The sequence below is a fragment of the Metamycoplasma buccale genome (assembly GCF_046774455.1).
Lineage (GTDB): Bacteria > Bacillota_I > Bacilli_A > Mycoplasmatales > Metamycoplasmataceae > Metamycoplasma > Metamycoplasma buccale.
Genome location: NZ_CP177249.1, coordinates 340,413 through 358,879 on the forward strand (window position 1 = coordinate 340,413; position 18,467 = coordinate 358,879).

General features: G+C 24.2%; 15 protein-coding genes. 14 read left to right on the top strand and 1 reads right to left on the bottom strand.

Annotation, left to right across the window (positions count from 1 at the left end; genetic code table 4):
• The first annotated feature begins 117 nt into the window (after positions 1 to 117).
• From ACLFP3_RS01390 to ACLFP3_RS01400, 3 genes are all read left to right on the top strand, one after another.
• Positions 118 to 1,176 carry a lipoprotein 17-related variable surface protein gene (locus ACLFP3_RS01390; protein ID WP_412031813.1) on the top strand — a complete coding sequence of 353 codons (1,059 nt, stop codon included), beginning with the start codon at positions 118 to 120 and terminating at the stop codon, positions 1,174 to 1,176.
• Positions 1,177 to 1,187: 11 nt separating this feature from the next.
• The gene (locus ACLFP3_RS01395; RefSeq protein ID WP_412031814.1) at positions 1,188 to 2,183 is read left to right on the top strand and encodes a hypothetical protein; all 996 of its coding nucleotides are present in this window, start codon (positions 1,188 to 1,190) and stop codon (positions 2,181 to 2,183) included.
• Between the two features lie 76 nt (positions 2,184 to 2,259).
• Positions 2,260 to 3,582, top strand: coding sequence for an aminopeptidase C (locus ACLFP3_RS01400; RefSeq protein WP_412031815.1), 1,323 nt, complete (start codon positions 2,260 to 2,262; stop codon positions 3,580 to 3,582).
• A 150-nt stretch (positions 3,583 to 3,732) separates the two neighbouring features.
• On the opposite strand, the gene ACLFP3_RS01405 is transcribed toward ACLFP3_RS01400, so the two are convergent.
• On the bottom strand, positions 3,733 to 4,758 hold the full coding sequence (locus ACLFP3_RS01405) for an IS30 family transposase (protein ID WP_412031816.1): 1,026 nt from the start codon (positions 4,756 to 4,758) through the stop codon (positions 3,733 to 3,735).
• A gap of 203 nt (positions 4,759 to 4,961) precedes the next feature.
• Here ACLFP3_RS01405 and ACLFP3_RS01410 point away from each other — a divergent pair, with 203 nt between their 5' ends.
• Genes ACLFP3_RS01410 through ACLFP3_RS01460 form a run of 11 tightly spaced genes read left to right on the top strand, consistent with a single transcriptional unit; the run spans position 4,962 to position 18,416 of the window.
• Positions 4,962 to 5,258, top strand: coding sequence for a holo-ACP synthase (locus tag ACLFP3_RS01410; RefSeq protein ID WP_412031817.1), 297 nt, complete (start codon positions 4,962 to 4,964; stop codon positions 5,256 to 5,258).
• 11 nt (positions 5,259 to 5,269) lie between these two features.
• Complete coding sequence (locus ACLFP3_RS01415) at positions 5,270 to 6,064, top strand: lysophospholipid acyltransferase family protein (RefSeq protein WP_412031818.1); 795 nt, start codon at positions 5,270 to 5,272, stop codon at positions 6,062 to 6,064.
• Between the two features lie 13 nt (positions 6,065 to 6,077).
• Positions 6,078 to 6,890 (top strand): segregation/condensation protein A, encoded by an 813-nt coding sequence (locus tag ACLFP3_RS01420; RefSeq protein ID WP_412031819.1) that lies wholly within the window; start codon positions 6,078 to 6,080, stop codon positions 6,888 to 6,890.
• Positions 6,880 to 7,503: an SMC-Scp complex subunit ScpB gene (scpB, locus tag ACLFP3_RS01425; protein WP_412031820.1), complete on the top strand. Its 624-nt coding sequence runs from the start codon at positions 6,880 to 6,882 to the stop codon at positions 7,501 to 7,503. Before ACLFP3_RS01420 ends, scpB begins: the two co-directional genes overlap by 11 nt.
• Positions 7,496 to 8,329, top strand: coding sequence for a pseudouridine synthase (locus ACLFP3_RS01430; protein WP_412031821.1), 834 nt, complete (start codon positions 7,496 to 7,498; stop codon positions 8,327 to 8,329). The genes scpB and ACLFP3_RS01430 overlap by 8 nt, the downstream gene beginning before the upstream one ends.
• A gap of 9 nt (positions 8,330 to 8,338) precedes the next feature.
• Positions 8,339 to 8,632, top strand: coding sequence for an Asp-tRNA(Asn)/Glu-tRNA(Gln) amidotransferase subunit GatC (locus tag ACLFP3_RS01435; RefSeq protein WP_412031822.1), 294 nt, complete (start codon positions 8,339 to 8,341; stop codon positions 8,630 to 8,632).
• A gap of 2 nt (positions 8,633 to 8,634) precedes the next feature.
• Positions 8,635 to 9,969, top strand: a complete 1,335-nt coding sequence (locus tag ACLFP3_RS01440) for an amidase family protein (RefSeq protein WP_412031823.1) — start codon at positions 8,635 to 8,637, stop codon at positions 9,967 to 9,969.
• Entirely contained in the window at positions 9,959 to 11,377 is a 1,419-nt protein-coding gene (gatB, locus tag ACLFP3_RS01445; protein WP_412031824.1) for an Asp-tRNA(Asn)/Glu-tRNA(Gln) amidotransferase subunit GatB, read from the top strand. The genes ACLFP3_RS01440 and gatB overlap by 11 nt, the downstream gene beginning before the upstream one ends.
• A gap of 2 nt (positions 11,378 to 11,379) precedes the next feature.
• Positions 11,380 to 12,495 carry a YihY/virulence factor BrkB family protein gene (locus ACLFP3_RS01450; RefSeq protein ID WP_412031825.1) on the top strand — a complete coding sequence of 372 codons (1,116 nt, stop codon included), beginning with the start codon at positions 11,380 to 11,382 and terminating at the stop codon, positions 12,493 to 12,495.
• Between the two features lie 54 nt (positions 12,496 to 12,549).
• Positions 12,550 to 13,557: an ECF transporter S component gene (locus tag ACLFP3_RS01455; RefSeq protein ID WP_412031826.1), complete on the top strand. Its 1,008-nt coding sequence runs from the start codon at positions 12,550 to 12,552 to the stop codon at positions 13,555 to 13,557.
• Positions 13,558 to 13,559: 2 nt separating this feature from the next.
• On the top strand, positions 13,560 to 18,416 hold the full coding sequence (locus ACLFP3_RS01460) for a valine--tRNA ligase (protein ID WP_412031827.1): 4,857 nt from the start codon (positions 13,560 to 13,562) through the stop codon (positions 18,414 to 18,416).
• Positions 18,417 to 18,467: the final 51 nt, after the last annotated feature.

Below are 18,467 nucleotides of genomic sequence, written 5' to 3' on the forward strand. Positions count from 1 at the left end.
AATTAATTGATGTTTTTTTGTCAATAATATCTACTTTATGAAATATTAGTCTAAAAAATTTGTTTTTTATATAAAATTGCCTTAAAAGATTAACAAAAAAAGAAAGGCGGTTAATTTATGATTAAGAAAAATAAACGTATTTTGTCGGTTTCCATTGGTTTTACAATAGCAACAGTAGTTACCACTTCTATTGCCATTGTTGGAACATATTTTGTTGTTAACCACAAAAATCCCACTTTATCAACTTTAGAAAATTTTGATATTGTTAATAAAAATAATAATTTACCCATTACTGCCAATGATTTTGTTAATAAGTGAAAATTAGAAAAAAATAATTTAAATGCAAATATTTTTAATAATTTCTTTGATTTAAAAACAGGCAATGAAAATATTAAAAAAACACTTGAAAATGCTATTGTTAATGCAGAAGTTACAAATTATAATCAAGAAGTATCTTTAAAAATAACTTATTCTAACTTAAATAATAAAAATAGTACTTTTGTTAGGGAATTTATTTTAAAAGGATTTAAAAGTGACGAAATATCTAAATATAAAATTGATGAAACTAAAACTAAGATAACTAGAAATAAAAATGTTCCATTAAGAGACTTTATTAATATTTTTAATGAATATTCTAATTCATTTATCGAAGGAAAAGGTTTACTTGAAAAAAGATGATTTGACAAACTTAAATCTTTATTAGATATTAAAACTGCCAATGGAGAAATATTAAGTAATATTAATTATTTTAAATCTATAAAAAATAATCCTTTTGATATTTTACCTAGCAAATTAATGTTAAGTGTACAATTTCAAAAAGAACTAACTAGAAGTGATGGAACAAAATACCTAATTAATTCTAGAAATGTAATGTATGATATTAATTTTAATGATGATTTAAAGAATACATTAAAAGATGAATTTGATAGTTTTATAAAAACTATTGACTGAAAAATAAAAGAGGTTTTAAATTATAAAACGCTTCCTTCAAAAATAAATGAAAGCAACTTTAAAGAATTATTCAATTCAAACTATGACTTTAAGTTTGAATTTTTTCCTAATGATAAAGAGGGTAAATTAGATTTAAAATTGACAATAACTTTAAAACAAGATCCAACTTTAACTATAACTAAGAAATTTAGTTTTCAAGGACTCTTAAGAGAAGAATTTATTTAAGGGGGTGCAAAATGACAAAAAATAATAAAAAAATTTTGTTTATATCTTTGGGTTTTTCTGCATTAATGGTAGCAACCACAACAGCTGCAGTAATTACTACATATTATCTTAATAATAAAAATTCAAAACAAAATGATGCAACAAATTTGGAATCATTAAAAGTTGAACAAGTTCAACCAAAGATTCCTATGACTGCTCATGATTTTTTAGAAAAATGAAAAGAAGAAAATTTTAAGCTAGATTCTAAATTTTTTAATGAATATTTCAAATTCAATATTTCTAAGGAGTTAATTAATAAAGTTAAAGTTTCATTTTTAATTGACAACTTAAGTAGAGATATAATTTTGAAAATTGCCATTATTAACAATAATTCGATGAGTTATACAAAAACCATTACTTTAAAGTGTTTTATGATTGATAAAAATTATTTCTATTCTATTGATAAAAAAACAACTAATATTATTAAAAAACCTAATCAAAACTTTTCAACAATTAATGAACTAATCAATTCAATCAATGCAGGTAATTATGACAAAGAAAAAATAATAAAATTATTTGAGGAATATTTTGATGTTGTATCTGAAAATAATGAGAAATTACTTGAAATAAATTATGCTTCTTTAAATAAAAACAAATTAACTTTATATGCAATATTTGGTAAAGAAATAGAACTTCCAACAGGAGAAAAAATTACAATAAAATCAAAATTGACCGAATATGAAATTGATTTAGAAAATGAATTTTTTAATCTTGATAAATTATTAATTTCTCAAATTATGGAGCAACATAAAGGCCAATACTTATCAATAAAAAATGGTATTGCTAAATTACCAAGTGAAATTAAAAAATCCGATTTAAATATACCTATTATTGATAATTTTGATGTTATTATTAAATTATTAAAACCTGATGATAAAAATTCAACTTTAACAGTTTCGTATGTTATAAAAAGTCGTCGTTCAAACTACGAATTTGCCAATGAACAAACATTTAAAAATTTAGAGTAATTTAATAATGAAGTAATTTCATTATTTTTTTTGATATTATTTTAATAATTTATAATGAAAATTTAAGGATGTTAAAATGAAAAATGTTGATGAAAAAATTCTTAATGAATTTGAAAAAAAATATAATGAAAATAAAGAAAATCTAATAATAGAAAATGCTATTGTAAAAAATGGAATCAAAGCAAGTTCAATGAATAATGAAATTGTTAAAAAACACAATTTTGAATTTTCTATTGAAACAAAATCAGGTAGTATTACTAATCAAAAACAAAGTGGTCGTTGTTGAATTTTTGCTGCATTAAATATGGCAAGAATAAAAATAATGAAAGAACTAAATATAGATTCTATTGAACTTTCACAAAATTATATTCATTTTTATGACAAGTTAGAAAAAGCAAATACTTATCTAAATTTTATTATTAATGAAGGAATTGAATTAGATACTAATGATAGATTATTTATGTTTTATAATGAAAGTCCAATTCAAGATGGAGGATTCTGAGAATTTTTCATTGATTTAATTAATAAATATGGAATAGTACCCAAACAAGCAATGAATGAAACTTTTCAAAGTGAGGCAACAAGCGCAATGGTAACCCAAATTAATTGAAGATTAAAGGCTTATGCCGCCTTAATAAGAAAAGCACACAAAAATAATAAAGCTAAAGAAATTGAACAATTAAAAAAATCGGCTTTATATGATGTTTATAATATTTTAGTTAAATCTTTAGGTAAACCTCCTAAAAAATTTACTTTTGAATATCAAGATAAAGATAAAAAATTTCATAGAATTAGCGACATCACTCCATTAGATTTTTATAAAAAATATGTTAATGAAGAACTTAATAATAAAGTAAATTTAACTAACGATCCTCGTGAAAAATTTCCTTACAATCATTTAATTCATTCAAATTATTATAAGAGTGTTAATGAAGGACAAGGATTAAACATGTTAAATGTTACTATTAAGGACCTTAAATTATCAATGATTAAAACTCTTAAATCAGGTGAAAGTGTTTGATTTGGTTGCGATGTAGGTACATTTAGCGATAATAAAACAGGTATTATGGATCCTGAATTATTTAATTATGACTTGACTTTAACAAAAACCCCTGAATTTAATCGTAAAGATAGATTTGAATTAAGAGCATCAGTAATTAGTCATGCTATGAATATGGTTGGTGTAAATTTGGATGAAAATGATCAACCTATTTCTTGAAAAGTCGAAAACTCATGAGGCGACGAAGTTGGAAAAAAAGGAATTTTTTCAATGAGTGACTCTTGATTTGATGAATATAATTACATGGCCATTGTGGATAAAAAGCACTTGACTAAAGAAATATTAGAAGGTTTAGATAAAAAACCTTTTGAAATAGATCCTTGAGATCCTCTTTGTTAATAATAAATAAAGCACTATCAATAGTGGTGCGCTAGAAAGTAACATGAAGTGCAACACCTATGTGCTTCATGTTTTATTTTATATTTTTTAAAAGTTAAAAAACAAAAATACACTAAATATTAGTGTTTGAGTATATTTGAAATTAGTTTATTAAGCAAATATTTTGTTATATTCTTCTATTAATTCTTTTTCGTATAAAGCATATGAGGATTTTCAATTAAAAATTTTTCTACGTTTAAAATTAATTCTTTCTGTGGCAATTTGAATTTCATTAATATCAATTTCATTAAAATTAGTGCCTTTAGCAAAAATTCTTCTAAAAATACCATTTCAATTTTCATTACTTCCTTTTTGTCATGAAGCATATTTATCAGTAAAATATACAAATATATTTAATTTGTAAGCTAGTAAACCAATTTTTCTAAATTCAAAACCATTATCTGTAGTAATCGATTTTACTGGGATATTATTATTTGCAATTAAATTATTTAAAATTCTATTAAGATTATCAGGATGCTTACCTTTCATAACTGCCACATAACAAAACCTTGTTTTTCTTTCTACTAATGTGATTATATGATTAGCACCTCTAACATTTTTGCCACAAACTAAGTCAAGCTCTCAATGCCCAAATTCTAATCGATTATTTATTTCTTTTGGTCTTGCTCATATTGGTTTTATATATCTTGCTCCAACAAGGCGATCAATAACATTAGTTTTTGAACGTTTTCCTCCTTTTGTGTAATTTTTTCTTAATAAATCTTTTCTACTAAAAACTCATTTACCAGAGTTTATTCAATTAAAAATAGTTTTTAAACATGGTATTTCAAATTCATTTACACTCATATTATTTTTTATAAAAAAATAAGTTGATTCAACCGTTCAAAGTTTACCATCATATAATGCTGCAAATTGATCGATAAATTCTTCATATCTATCTCTTACTAAAAAATATCAAAAATAAGATCTATGTTTACTTCTGAGAATAGACTTTTGATTAGCTATTTCTGGATTGTAAATTAATTTATCATTATCAAAATTGCGTTTTATTTCGCGAGATATTGTTGATGGTGATTTATTTATTTGTTTGGCTATTTTTCTAATAGAAAAACCTTTATTTAAGTATTCTTGAATAATAATTCTATTTTTGTAATTTAAGTAATTATAATTAATCATGAGTAACCTCTTGAAGCACTTTATTTAGGTTGCTCTTTTTTTATTTACTTTAATATAAAAAATGCAACCTATAAAAATTATTTCATAGTGTTGCACTTTATATTACAATGTAGCGCACTATCAATAGTGGTGCTTTTTTATTAAAATTATTTTAATATTGGGGGTTGATTGTTTATAATAATATATTAAGCTAAAATAGAATTATGCTAGGAATTGATTTAACAAAAATTAGTAGATTTAAAAATGTAAATAAAAATTTTATTAAAAAAATTTTACATGAAGATGAATTAAAAAGTTATGAAATTAGTATAGACAAGCCTAAATTTTTAGCGGTTAGGTGGGCGATAAAAGAAGCAATTTATAAATGCGACAATAAATATTCAAATTTTCAAGAAATAAATATTTTAAAAGATAAAATAGGTAGATATATTTTTTTAGATTTTGAAATATCAACTTCAAGTGAAGAAGATTTGGTAATGGCAATAGTGCTAAAAAAATAGGAGGCAAAATAATGAAATTAAGAACAAGAATTTTTTGAAATTTATTTCCCATATTAATTAATTTTTGGACTTTGCAAATTAAGGCAAGAAGAAACAATAAAATGCCTGATTATTATTCTAAATATGAGAAAAATCGTATTGTTCAAAAAAAGTTTGAAAATATTCTTAAATATTTGGGGATTGAATTAGAAGTTAAAGGATTTGAAAACGTTCCAAATAATCCTTGTATTCTTATTCCTAATCATTCAACATACCTCGATCCATTAATAATGATGGTAGCTTTGTCTAATTTAGGCGATGGCGAAAAACAAAGCAAATTAGTTAATTTTGTAGCTCGATCTGAAGTAAAAGACAAAAAATCTATTGCTTTAGTTGCATCTTTTTTTGATACTCACTATTTAGACTTTGAAAAACCTAGAGAATTAATAAAAACTTTATTTAATTTCGGAAATTTTGTTAAAACAAACAAATCATGTGGCGTCATTTTTGCAGAAGGAACTAGAACAAAAGATGGAATGCTAGGAGAATTTAAAACTGGTGCATTTCGATTAGCCCAATCTTGTTATTTACCTATTATTCCTGTTACTATTAATAATGCTGCTAATGCCTTAGATAAAAACCGAAACGGTAAATTAAAAATTGAAGTTATATTTCATAATCAAATTAAACCAATTAATTTTCAAACTCTTTCATCAGAAGATTTAGCAACACAAGTAAAAAATGTTATTTCATCTCATTATCATAATCAAATAATTACTTCAAATGAAACTAAAACTAACAAATTTACAAAACGGGCTCACAAATAAAGAAAAGAATTATATGGAACAAATAGAAAAACCAATTGTTAGAGAAATTTCATTGAATGAAGTAACTAATAAAACTGAAGTTTCAGATAAACAAGTTGACAAATATAATTTTCAACTTGGCGATTTTGATGGGCCATTAGACTTATTAGTAACTTTAATTAAAGATAAAAATATTGATATTTTTGAAGTTGACCTTGCAGAGCTTGCGACACAATATTTAGCAATTATTAAAAATTTGCAAGAATATGAATTTGATATTGCTAGTGAATATTTAGTAATGGCAGCAAATCTTTTACAATTAAAAGCAAGAATGGTTTTGGCAGACCCTGAAGTTGAAGAAGAAGTTAAAGAAGAGAAAAAACGTTTGTTACAACAAATTGCTGAATATGAAAAATTCAAAGAAATATCACTTGTTTTAAAAGAACAAGAAGAATTAAGAAAAAGTTATTTTTCTAAAAATCCAGAAGATACTAGTGGTTTTGAAAAAGAGATTGATGATAGTATTTTAGATGGCCATGCCAATTCATCTAGATTAGTTGTTGCTTTAAGAAAAATGTTTGAAAGAACTTATGCTGAATTAATTAGAAATGTCACTATTTCAACAATAGCTGTTAGTCCTGAAGAACAAAAAATTAGAATTCTAAAACTTTTTAAAAATCGTAATAATGTAAGTTTCAAAGAAATTTTTTCTGTCCCTACTATAGGACATTTTGTTATAACTTTATTAGCTATTTTGGATTTATCTCGTCAACAAATAATTGTAATTTCACAAGAAGAAGATGAAGGAATAATAACTTTTTCTAAAGGAGTAGAATATGAAGAATAATGCTATTGAAGCACTTTTGTTTATGCAAGGTAGTGAGGGATTAAGCAGCGAACAAATAAAAGACATTTTTAAATTAAACACTGTTCAAGAAGGTAGAAGAATGTTAAAAGATTTTAAAGAATATTTTAACAAATTGGACCGTGGAATAAAAGTACATGAGTTTAATGATGTGTATAAATTTTTAACAATTGAAAGTGTTAAGGACTATATTTCAGATCTTGTTACCATTACAAGAAAACAACATCTTTCAAATGCCGCAATAGAAGTTGCTGGCATTGTAGCATACAAGCAACCTGTTACTAGATCTATGATTTCTAATATTAGAGGGGTTGCAAGTGATACAATAGTGCAAAACCTATTAATTAAGGGAATTATTGAAGAAGTAGGTGTTGCTTCAACTCCTGGTAATCCAATATTATTTGGTATAACAAACAAGTTTTATGATTATTTTAAAATTAAAACTCTAGCAGAATTGCCACCTTTTCCTGAATTCAGTCGATATAATGATGAAACAATGGAAGAAGAAAAAGATGAATTCAATTTGTTTGATTCTCAAAGACAAGACACTAATAATGATGGTTTACTAACAATTGAAGCAGGAGAAGATGATTAAACTTAAAGCAAAAGAAAATGATGTTGATAGAACCTTATTTAAATACTTGGTAAAAATTTTAGATAATGTTCCTATTTCTAGAATTGAAAAAGTTTTTAGAGAGAAAGACATCAAGGTTAATGGCATAAGAACCAAAGATAAACAATATAAAATCAAATTAAATGATGATATTGAAGTTTATGGTATTGTTAGTCCAACAAAGCCTTTTCTTCAAAATGAGGCAAATATTAATTTTAAAGTTATTTATGAGGATAAAAATTTAATAATTATTGATAAACCAGTTAATATTGCTATTCATTCTGAACCTAATTGTTTAGATGATCAAGTTTTAAAGTATTTAAACTATAAAAAAACTAGTTCTTTCAAACCGTCTTCAATTGGAAGATTGGATAAAAAGACAAGCGGATTAATTATATATGCCAAAAATTATGCAGCTTTAGTTGAATTTCAAGAAAAACAAAAATGTTTTGACAAAATATATCAATTTGTTTCTAACTTTAATGATGAAAAGTTGGATATTACAGTAAGAATAAAAAAAGATATTGAAAACGAAAAAATGGAAGTTGACCCCAAATTTGGTGTCAAAGCAAGAACAATATTTTGAGTAGATAATAATAAAAAATTTGCCCAAATTATGACTGGCAAGAAGCATCAAATAAGAGCAACATTAAGTTATCTAAAATGCCCTATTTTAGGTGACACAAAGTATGGTGGAGAACGTGCTAAAAGAATGTTTTTACATTCATATTCCTTGACCTTTCATAAGTTAAGTCAAGATTTTGAAGAATACAATGAACAAATTTTTATTTCTCAACCGAAATGATAGGAGAAAATTATGGATGATAAGAAAATTAAAAAATTAGCAAGCGATATTATGCTTTTACCAAATAAGGAAGTAATAACATTAACAAAAAAAATGTTAAATGAAATAAATGAAGAATTAAAAGAATTAGAAAATTTTAATCTTGATAATGTTTTACCAATTGCACAAATTAATGAAAAACCAATTGATCTTTCATTAATTAGAGATGATATAGTTGATGATAGTTTTAGATTATCTAAAGAAGCTATTTTAAAAAATTCTAGTCACTCAAACAATGACTATGTGATTGTGAAGAAAGTGGTATAGCTATGATTTGTAAAGGAAATTTAGATTTTGCAAAACAAGAATTGCTGCAAGATAAAAATAATGCAGTAGCATATGTATTTCAAGATGCAGAATATAATTACAAAAATAAAGGTAAATTAACAAATTGTATTTTTACTATTAAGGATAGTTACGCCGATAAAAATGTGGTTGCTAGAGCCTCAAGTTTGCTACTTGATGGCTTTAAACCCGAATATAAAGCAACAGTAATAGATTTACTCGAAAAAGCTGGAGCAACCTGTATTGCTAGAACAAATTTAGATGAATTTGGTATGGGAGGGACTGGAGAATATTCAGCTTTTGGAATAATTAAAAATCCCTTAAATAAAGATTATTTAGTTGGTGGCTCTTCTTCGGGGGCTGCAGCGACATTCACTAAAAATATTTCTTTTGCAATTGGTTCTGACACAGGTGATAGTGTTAGAAAACCTGCATCTAACATTGGTAAAGTTGGTTTTAAACCAAGTTATGGAGCAATAAGTAGATATGGATTATTTGCCTTTGCTTCTTCATTAGATACAGTAGCTTACTTTACACATAATGTTGCCGATTCAATTGAATTAAGTAGTGTTTTATTCGAACAAGATTTAAAACACGATTTAACATCACTTGACATGCATTTTAATTCATCAGATATAAAATTATCGAAACCTAAAAAAGTAGCTTATTTAGATTGTTTTGATTATTTAAATGAAGATGTTAAATCAGCCTATAAAAATGTTTTAGATTTATTACAAAAAGATAATGTTATTTTAGAAAAAATAAGTGTTAATGAAAAATTGCTTAATTCAATCAATGTTGTTTATCGCATCATTGCATTTTCTGAAGCTAATTCTAACTTAGCAAATTTGAATGGTGTAGCTTTTGGAAATAGAATTGAGGGTAATAGTTGAGAAGATAGCTATATAAAAACAAGAAGCAAAGGGTTAGGACCTATGGTTCAATCTAGATTAATCTTGGGAGCATTCTTTTTAGAAGAACAAAATCAATATAAATATTTTGATAAAGCCAAAAGAATGAGAAGATATTTAAGTAATTATTTTACAGAAATTCATAGAAACTCAGACTGTTTTATTTATCCTGCCTCAAATGATGCTGCTCCAAAATTGAAAGAAAATCAAAATTCTTCATTTATGGATTTTATTTTAACTAATTCTAATTTGACAGGGAATCCTTCTCTAACATTAAAAATGGGGCAAAAAAAATCTAATAATTTACCTTTTAATTTAGCTATAGATAGTGAAATTTATTCTGACAAAAAACTCCTTTCTTATGCTTTATATTTTGAAAAGAAATTAGGAGGCGAAAATGGTATCTAAAGATTGAGAAATAGTAATTGGAATAGAAATTCATTTAGAATTAAATACCAAGACTAAAATGTTTTCACCTATTAAAAATGATTTCTTATCAAAACCAAATGAAAACGTTTCAAATATTGATATTGCATATCCTGGTTCATTACCATTGCTTAATAAACAAGCAGTTATTAAAGCAATAAAATTAGCAAAAGCGTTAAATATGGAAATTGATCAATTAGTTCGTTTTGATAGAAAGAATTATTTTTATCCTGATCTTACTAAAGGTTTTCAAATTACTCAACAATTCCACCCAATTGGTAAAAATGGAAGTATTAAAATAAAAGTTGATAAAGAATGAAAAGATATATCAATTCAAAGAATCCATTTAGAAGAAGATACCGCAAAGTCAATTCATGAAAATAATTTAACTTATTTAAATTACAATCGAGCAGGAGTTCCTTTAATTGAAATAGTATCTAATCCTGTTATGCATTCTGCAAAAGAAGCAGCAGCTTATGTTGAAGCGATAAGAGAAACCGCTTTGTGTTTAGATATTAGTGATGCAAAAATGAATGAAGGAAGCTTGCGAACAGACATTAATTTGTCGGTTAGAAAAAAAGGAACCAATGATATGAATACAAGGGTGGAAATAAAAAACCTTAATTCACTATCTAACGTTCAAAAAGCAATTGAATACGAATCAAATTATCAAATTGAATGTTATTTAAATAACAAACCTATCTTACAGCAAACTAAAAGATTTGATGAAGCAACTCAAAAAACAGTTGTTATGAGAACCAAATCTAATGTTATAGATTATAAATATTTTCCCGGTATTAATATAGCTTATATTTTTTTAACTGATAAAGTAATCAATGATATAAATATTGAAGAATTACCATATGATAAAGAAATTAGATATGAAAAATTAGGTCTAAATAATGTTCAGATACCTCAATTATTAGGCAATATTGAATATGCATTATATTTAGATAAAATAAATTATTTTGATTTTAAAAAATCTGCCAATATTTTTTTCTCAGAAATCGTTACATATTTAAATAATAATAAGATTGAAATTAAAGAATTCAATTTAAGACCAGATGAAGTAAAAATGATAATTACATATTTATCAGAAGGTAAAATTATAAAATCTAGCATTCAAAAAATTATTGATTTAAAACAATTAAATAAAAATGAAACCTTGGACTCTTTAATTTTAAAAAACAACTTATTAGAAGAGCAAAAACAAATTTCTGTTGATGAAATTATTGATCAAATTTTAAAAGATAATCCCACTTTAATTAATGAATTTAAAAACAATTATGATCGTGCAATTAAATTCATGCTTGGACAATTTATGAAAGCTACCCAAGGTAAAGGTGATAAAATTAAGTTTCAAAAGGCAATTGAGGAAAAAATTAAATAAAAATGTGTAGACGTAAACGAAATAACAAACTAAGAACTGGATGGGATGCTCAAGAAAAAAACAGTCAAAGAGAACAACTCCAAATAAATTCAAATCAAGTCATTGAAAATAAACACTCTAAAAATATAATTGAGCGTATTGTAAAATGATTTATTTATATAATTTTATTTATTGCAATTCCACACAAAATTAAAAATAACAAAACAAAAGGTAAAGAAATCGTAAATAATACCTATAAAAAATTTAATTCACGTGAATTTGCTTTTATTCCTGCGGGAAATGCAATGTATTTATTTTTATCTTTTATTCCAATTTCTTGTTTATTAATTTCTGTGATTGGCCCTATTAAGATTGAATATAATATAGTTTTACGTTATGCTATTTTAGGAAGAATTATTCCTGGTGTGCAAGATACTTTACCAGATATGACTAGCATTTGGAAAAATGCTGGTGGAGCAATAACTTTTGTTTTATTTGCTGTTTCGGTAATTTGATTTTCCTCAAAGGGTTACTCAAAATTTGTTTTTTCAGTAGATGCTTTATATGAACATAAAACACCTTTACATATGGTTTTAATTAGAATTAAAGGTGTAGTAATTAGTGTAATTTTGACAATTTTTTTAACTGCCTTATTATTATCATTTACTGCATTTATGTCATTTTTAATGAAAGAAGCGGGCTTTAGTGGTTTATCTACTCAAGAAGAATATTCAAAAGTTAAATTAGTTAGTGATCTTAAATTAAGATGAGAATTTTGACTAATTTATTATTTTACTATTGTCTTAACACTACCAATTTTTACTTATTTAAGCATTTTATTATTTTTCAAATTCGCTCCATCATTTAAAATCAAATTTTCTCATATTCACCCTGGAGCTTTAATTGCTTCTATTCCAATTTCTATTTTCATTTTGATTTTTGGATCATTAACTTCTATTATTCGTTATGATAAATTTGGCCCTGTAGCGACATTTATGTATTTAATTTTATTAGTAAGTTTAATGTCTTATTTTATTTATATTGGTGTAATAGTAAATTCAAGTTATTATAAAACATTTATTAATTTACCAACCATTAATAAGAGATCTATTTTTGAAGGTAGAAAAATTAGAGTTTAATAATTATTATTCTATAATTATATTTATTATTGTATCTATAGATAAGGAGAAGCCATGGAAAACAAAATTCCTGGGGGATTGAAACATTATTTAAGATGAGTTCGTTCACAATCAGGATTAAACTATCGTAAATGAAGTTCTAAACGAATTGCTTTTGTGGGTGTTTTAATAGCAATTTCCGTGGTTTTCTTTTTAATTTCTGTAAGAATATTGCCTGTTAGTGCATTGCCAAGTTTTAAATTTAGTTTTATTGGATTGCCAATTAAAATAACAGGGTTTATTTTTGGACCAATAGTAGGAATGATTACTGGAGTTCTTGCTGATTTAATTTCATTTGCTCTTGTTCCCACTTATTATCATTATCTTTACACATTAGCAGTAGCAATTGCAGGATTTGTTCCTGGTATTTGCGCTTATTATTTTTTTAATCTTAATGAAATTTTATTTTCTCGCAAATATAAAATATTTCGCTATAGTCAAATAGTCGATTTTTACCAAAGACAATATGATGAAGCCATTTCTAAATCAAATCCCGCTGATATACAATATTTTTCAGAAAAAATTGCTTTTTATAAAGTTGAAATTATCTTACTTGAATCTAAAAGTAAACCAACAGCAATGATTAATTTTTCATTTATTTCTGCTATAACTTTTTTAGCAATTCAAATTTTTCTAATTATTGCTATATTTAGTCAATTAGATGTTTCATATTTTGCAAATAACCGTTTTATTAGAAATAAACAATTTTATATTTTTTTAACAGTATCAGGCTTTGCATTAATGTCACTTGCATTAATTTTGTATCGTATTTTTTTAAATAAAAAATATCAAACATTTTTAGAAGTTATGGCAATAGTTTCTTTATGTGCTATTTTAGAATTTATTAATGTAATTATTCTAGCATGAGCTGATACAGCTGCTTTAAAAACTGATTTTTGAGTTAATTTAACCGCTCAAACAATTTTGAGCCCGATAAAAATTTTCTTTAATTTAGCCATTATTTTAGCAACATATAAAATTGTTGCTCCTTTAGTAAAATCAAAGGAAGGAAATAGATTTTAATCATGTTTACAAAAAAAACTTCATTGTCTGAATTAAAAGTAACTAATTTAAAGAAAATTATTTGAGATGAAAACAAAAGCAAAACATATATTCATAATTTATCTTTTACTCTTGATCAAAATAATATCCTTGGATTTCTAGGTGATGATAGTTATACAAAAAAAATTATTTTTAATTTACTAGTTGACAATAAAATTCCTCTTACTGATTATCAAGGATTAATTGAATATAAATTAGTTAATTCTGATTATTTTAGTTTATCGTATAAAAAAAATGACTATTGCTATAATGTGGGATATGGTTTTGATGAAGAATCATTTGAAAATGGTTATCAACTAAATCTTTTTAATTATTTAATGAATTACTTAAAGAAAGTTGATCTCATTCAACATTATACTGACATTATTTCTACTACATGAACTGATTTTTATTTAGATTATGAAATGTTAATTAAAAGTCATTTTGCTAATATGTTTTATGAACTTCAAAAACAAATAAATGAAATTTTCTTATCTACTATAAAAGAAATCAAATCATTTAATAATTTACCATTCGAGAATAAAAAAAGTAAGGTTTTAGAAACTCTTGAATTGTTTTATTCTTTTGCTAAAAAAATAATTAATGAGTATCAAACCAAAGAATATTTTTTAATGCATAAAGTATATTTATTTTTCCTTGACTTTAGTAATGGCAAACCTTTTACAAAACGAAATGAATTTTTAAATGCAAAACAAAAATATTTAGAATTAAATAGTAAATATAACAAAAATTTTAATTACAAAAAACTAATTAACAAATTAAAAAATAATAAAGTTAAAAATATTAAATCATCACAAAAAGAAATATTTTTTGAAACCAAAAAAGTATTAAGTAAAATCAATTATGACTTAAAAGAAGAAAATAAATTTTATTTATCAGAATTTAAAAAAGCAAAAAATAAATCTTCATATGTTTACTTTTTAAAAAATTATTTAATTAATAAAAAATTATTAGCATTTTTTGCTAGTAATCACGAAAAGTTTATTTGATTGAATAATAATAACTTAAATCAATTATTTGACGAAATTAATGAAGTTAAATCATCAATTTCATCAGAAGTTGAACTTATTAATTATAAAAATTCAAGAATTAAATTAGCTGAACAAGTTAAACAAATTGTAAATACGAATTTTGTCATTAATATTGACTATTGTTTTTCAATTATTGAAGAATCAAAAGAATTTTTAGCAAAAAACATTGAACAAGTTCAAGATTTAGATAATGATAGTTATGAAATAGATTTATCTCTTAATAATTTTGTTAATATAGAAAACTTAAAATTAGCAGAAAATAATTATATAAATGCTAAAAATGAATATTTTTGAAATGTTAATAAAGCTAAAAAAAATTATTTTGATGATATAACTTTCTTAAATAAAAAAGCTGTAGAGTTGAGTAAAATTAATCAATCTCTTTTTAAAAATATAGTTGCCAATTTTAATAACTTTGTGAAAAAAACCAATTTTTCTATTGAAAAAAATGTTAGCGAAAATTTAAAATTAATTGCTAAAACTCAAGAATTGATTAACTTAATTAAAAAAATAGAACACAAATTTATTAGTTCTAATAGTATTTTTAATAAAAAAATGGTGTCAAAACATATTGTCCAATTATTTGTAACCAAGTATTTAATTTTTTCTATTATTCAAAATGCTAATATTTCCTTAGATAAATTAGAATCTGAATTTTCGGCCTTATCAATTGATGAAAAGATTGCTATTGAAATAGAAAAAATTATTATTTCAGAACCAAGTTTAATTGTTATTGGAAATGCAATTTCTAAAATTGGATTAAGAAAAAGAAATGTAGTTTTAAATTATTTTGATAAGTATATTTTAGAAAACCATATTATGGGCATTTATTTTTTAAATGATTTTAAAATATCTTCAAAAGTAACTACAAAACTTTATGTTATTAATAATTCTAGAATAATTGAACAAGGGAAAACAAATCAAATAATGGAAAACCCCATTAATCCTTTAGTAAAAAAAATGTTGGGTTACAATGATGCTATTACTAATGATAACTACAATGAATACCTTACAAATGTAAATACTTTTGAAAATTTCTATAAATATCAAATTGATAGCATGCATTATGTTTGATGTACATGAAATGAGTTTAACCGCTGAGTTACTGAAGATAATTTAAAAAATGAAAAATTAAAAAAACAAATGTTTTTCGAACCTGATTGAAAAATAAAAACAGAAAATGAAGTTAAAAATGTTGAAACATTTGAAGAAACTATGATTTTTAATTTAGATAATTTGGAAATGAAGCTAGAAGAGGAAAAAATGGATAAAGTATTTGATCATAAAATAGTAGAAAAAGATAGAAATCAAAAATGAATAAAAGGTAAATTTTTTATTTCTCACGACGAAAGTAAAAGACCATTTACTGTTATTTTGCCACCCCCTAATATTACAGGTAACTTACATATTGGTCATGCATTAGATACTTATATTCCCGATACTATTATTCGTTATAAAAAAATACAAGGTTTTGATGTTTTATGATTACCAGGAAAAGATCATGCTGGTATTGCAACTCAAGCAGTAGTTGAGAAAAAATTAGCAGAGCAAGGTTTGTCCAAATATACATTAGGTAGAGAAAAATTCATTGAAGAAATTTGAAAATGAAAAGATGAATATTCAGCAAACATTAATAATCAATGAGCAAAATTAGGTCTTGCTCTTGATTATAACAATGAAAGATTTACCTTAGATAAAAATGCTGAAGAGGCTGTTTCTAAAGTTTTCATTGAACTTTATAATGAAGGACTTATTTATCGCGATACTAAACCGATAAATTGAGATCCTAAATTAAAAACAGCTCTTTCTAATATTGAAGTCATTAGCAAAGAAACTCCACAAAAAATGTATTATTTGAAATACTATTTAAATAATGAATCAAACAATTTTTTAGAAGTTGCAACGACAAGATTAGAAACCATTCCTAGTGATGTTGCTTTAGCAATTAATCCTAGCGATAAAAGAGCAAGTGAATTAGTTCACAAATTTGTAATTAATCCTCTTACAAAAGAAAAGCTTCCAATTATTTTATCAAATAAAATTGATCCAAACTTTGGTACTGGAATTATGAAAGTTTCTGCCCATGCAATTGATGATATAGAAATAATAAGAGATAATAATTTAGAGATTAAAGAATGCATTGATAAAGATGGGAAAATGAATGAACTTGCATTAGAGTTTAAAGGACTAGATCGATTCGATGCTAGAAATGCAATTTTTGAAAAATTAACAAAAGAAAATCTTGTTACAAAAATTGAAAACATTATCTCTAATGTTGGATATAGTGAAAGAAGTAAAGAGGCCATTGAAATACTAGTACAACCTCAATGATTTGTTAAAATGGGTCCTCTTGCTAAAGATTTATTAAGGCATTTGCAAACTACTGATGGTGTTGAATTCATTCCTGAACGTTTTAAACAAACTTTAATTCAATGAATGAAAAATGCTTATGATTGAACAATTAGTAGACAAATATGATGAGGTCATAGAATTCCAGCATGATATAAAAATAATTCAATTAAAGTTCAAATAAATAAACCTGGAGAAGGTTGAGTTCAAGATGAAGATGTTCTAGATACTTGATTTAGTTCAGCTTTAAGTCCATTTGTATTTTTGGGCTGACCACAAAATAAAAATTTAATTAAAAGATATTATCCAACTAGTTTGCTTGTAACAGGATATGACATTATTTTCTTTTGAGTAGCAAGAATGTATTTTCAAAGTTTGTTTTTTATTGGTAAAAAACCATTTGAGCAAGTATTCATTCATGGCCTTGTGAGAGATAATCAAGGAAGAAAAATGTCAAAATCATTGGGTAATGGAATTAATCCAATTGATGTAATTAATGATTATGGTTCTGATGTTTTAAGAATGTCATTAATTTTTAATTGTACACCCGGTCAAGATATTAATTATGGTGAAGACAAAATTAAAACTGCAAGATTATTTATAAATAAGTTCTGAAATGTTTCACGTTTAATTGCAAATACTTCAATAAAATTAAAAAATGAATTCACTTTTGATAAATTAGATTATTTCGATAAATGGATTTTGCACAAGTTTATTTTATTTAAAAACAATATTGATCTTGCTATGAATAAATATGAATTTAATAACATTTTTAAATATATTCAAGATTTTATAAATAATGATTTATCATCATGATATTTAGAATTTCTAAAATTTAAAAATAATAATTACTTTGTTCATTTTATTTTTAAAGAAATTTTAATTACTTTACATCCATTTCTTCCATTCTTAACTGATTATTTATTTGAAAATATTTATCATGAAGAATTATTGGAAGCAAGACAATTAATATTCACAGATAAACAATTAGATTCAATAAAAGATAATTCCATTCCTAATTTAATTGAGTTAATTACTATATTACGTAAATTTAGAGAAGACAAAGCAATTTCTAAATCACAAATTTTATTTTTCTATCCTAAAGACTTTAAATTGGATAAAACAAATTTAATGATTATCAAAAAAATGACTAATTTTGAAATTAAAGAAAATAATGATTTTTTAGTTAAACTAACATATGGTGAAATTTCTATTATGCTTTCTGAGGATCAAAAAACAAAAGAGATTTTAGATCTAGAAAAACTAATTGAATTTTCAAAAAAAGAAATTGAATTTAATAAAAAATTACTAGAAAATTCTAAATTTATGGAAAAAGCATCGGAAGAAATAATTAAACAAAAACAAAGAAATTTAGAAGTTCATGAAGAAAAATTAAAGTTTTATTCTTCTGAATTAGAATTAAGAAAAAAATCTAAATAATACAAGTATGCAAAATTACTTGTATTTTTAAAATAACTTATAATTTAAGTA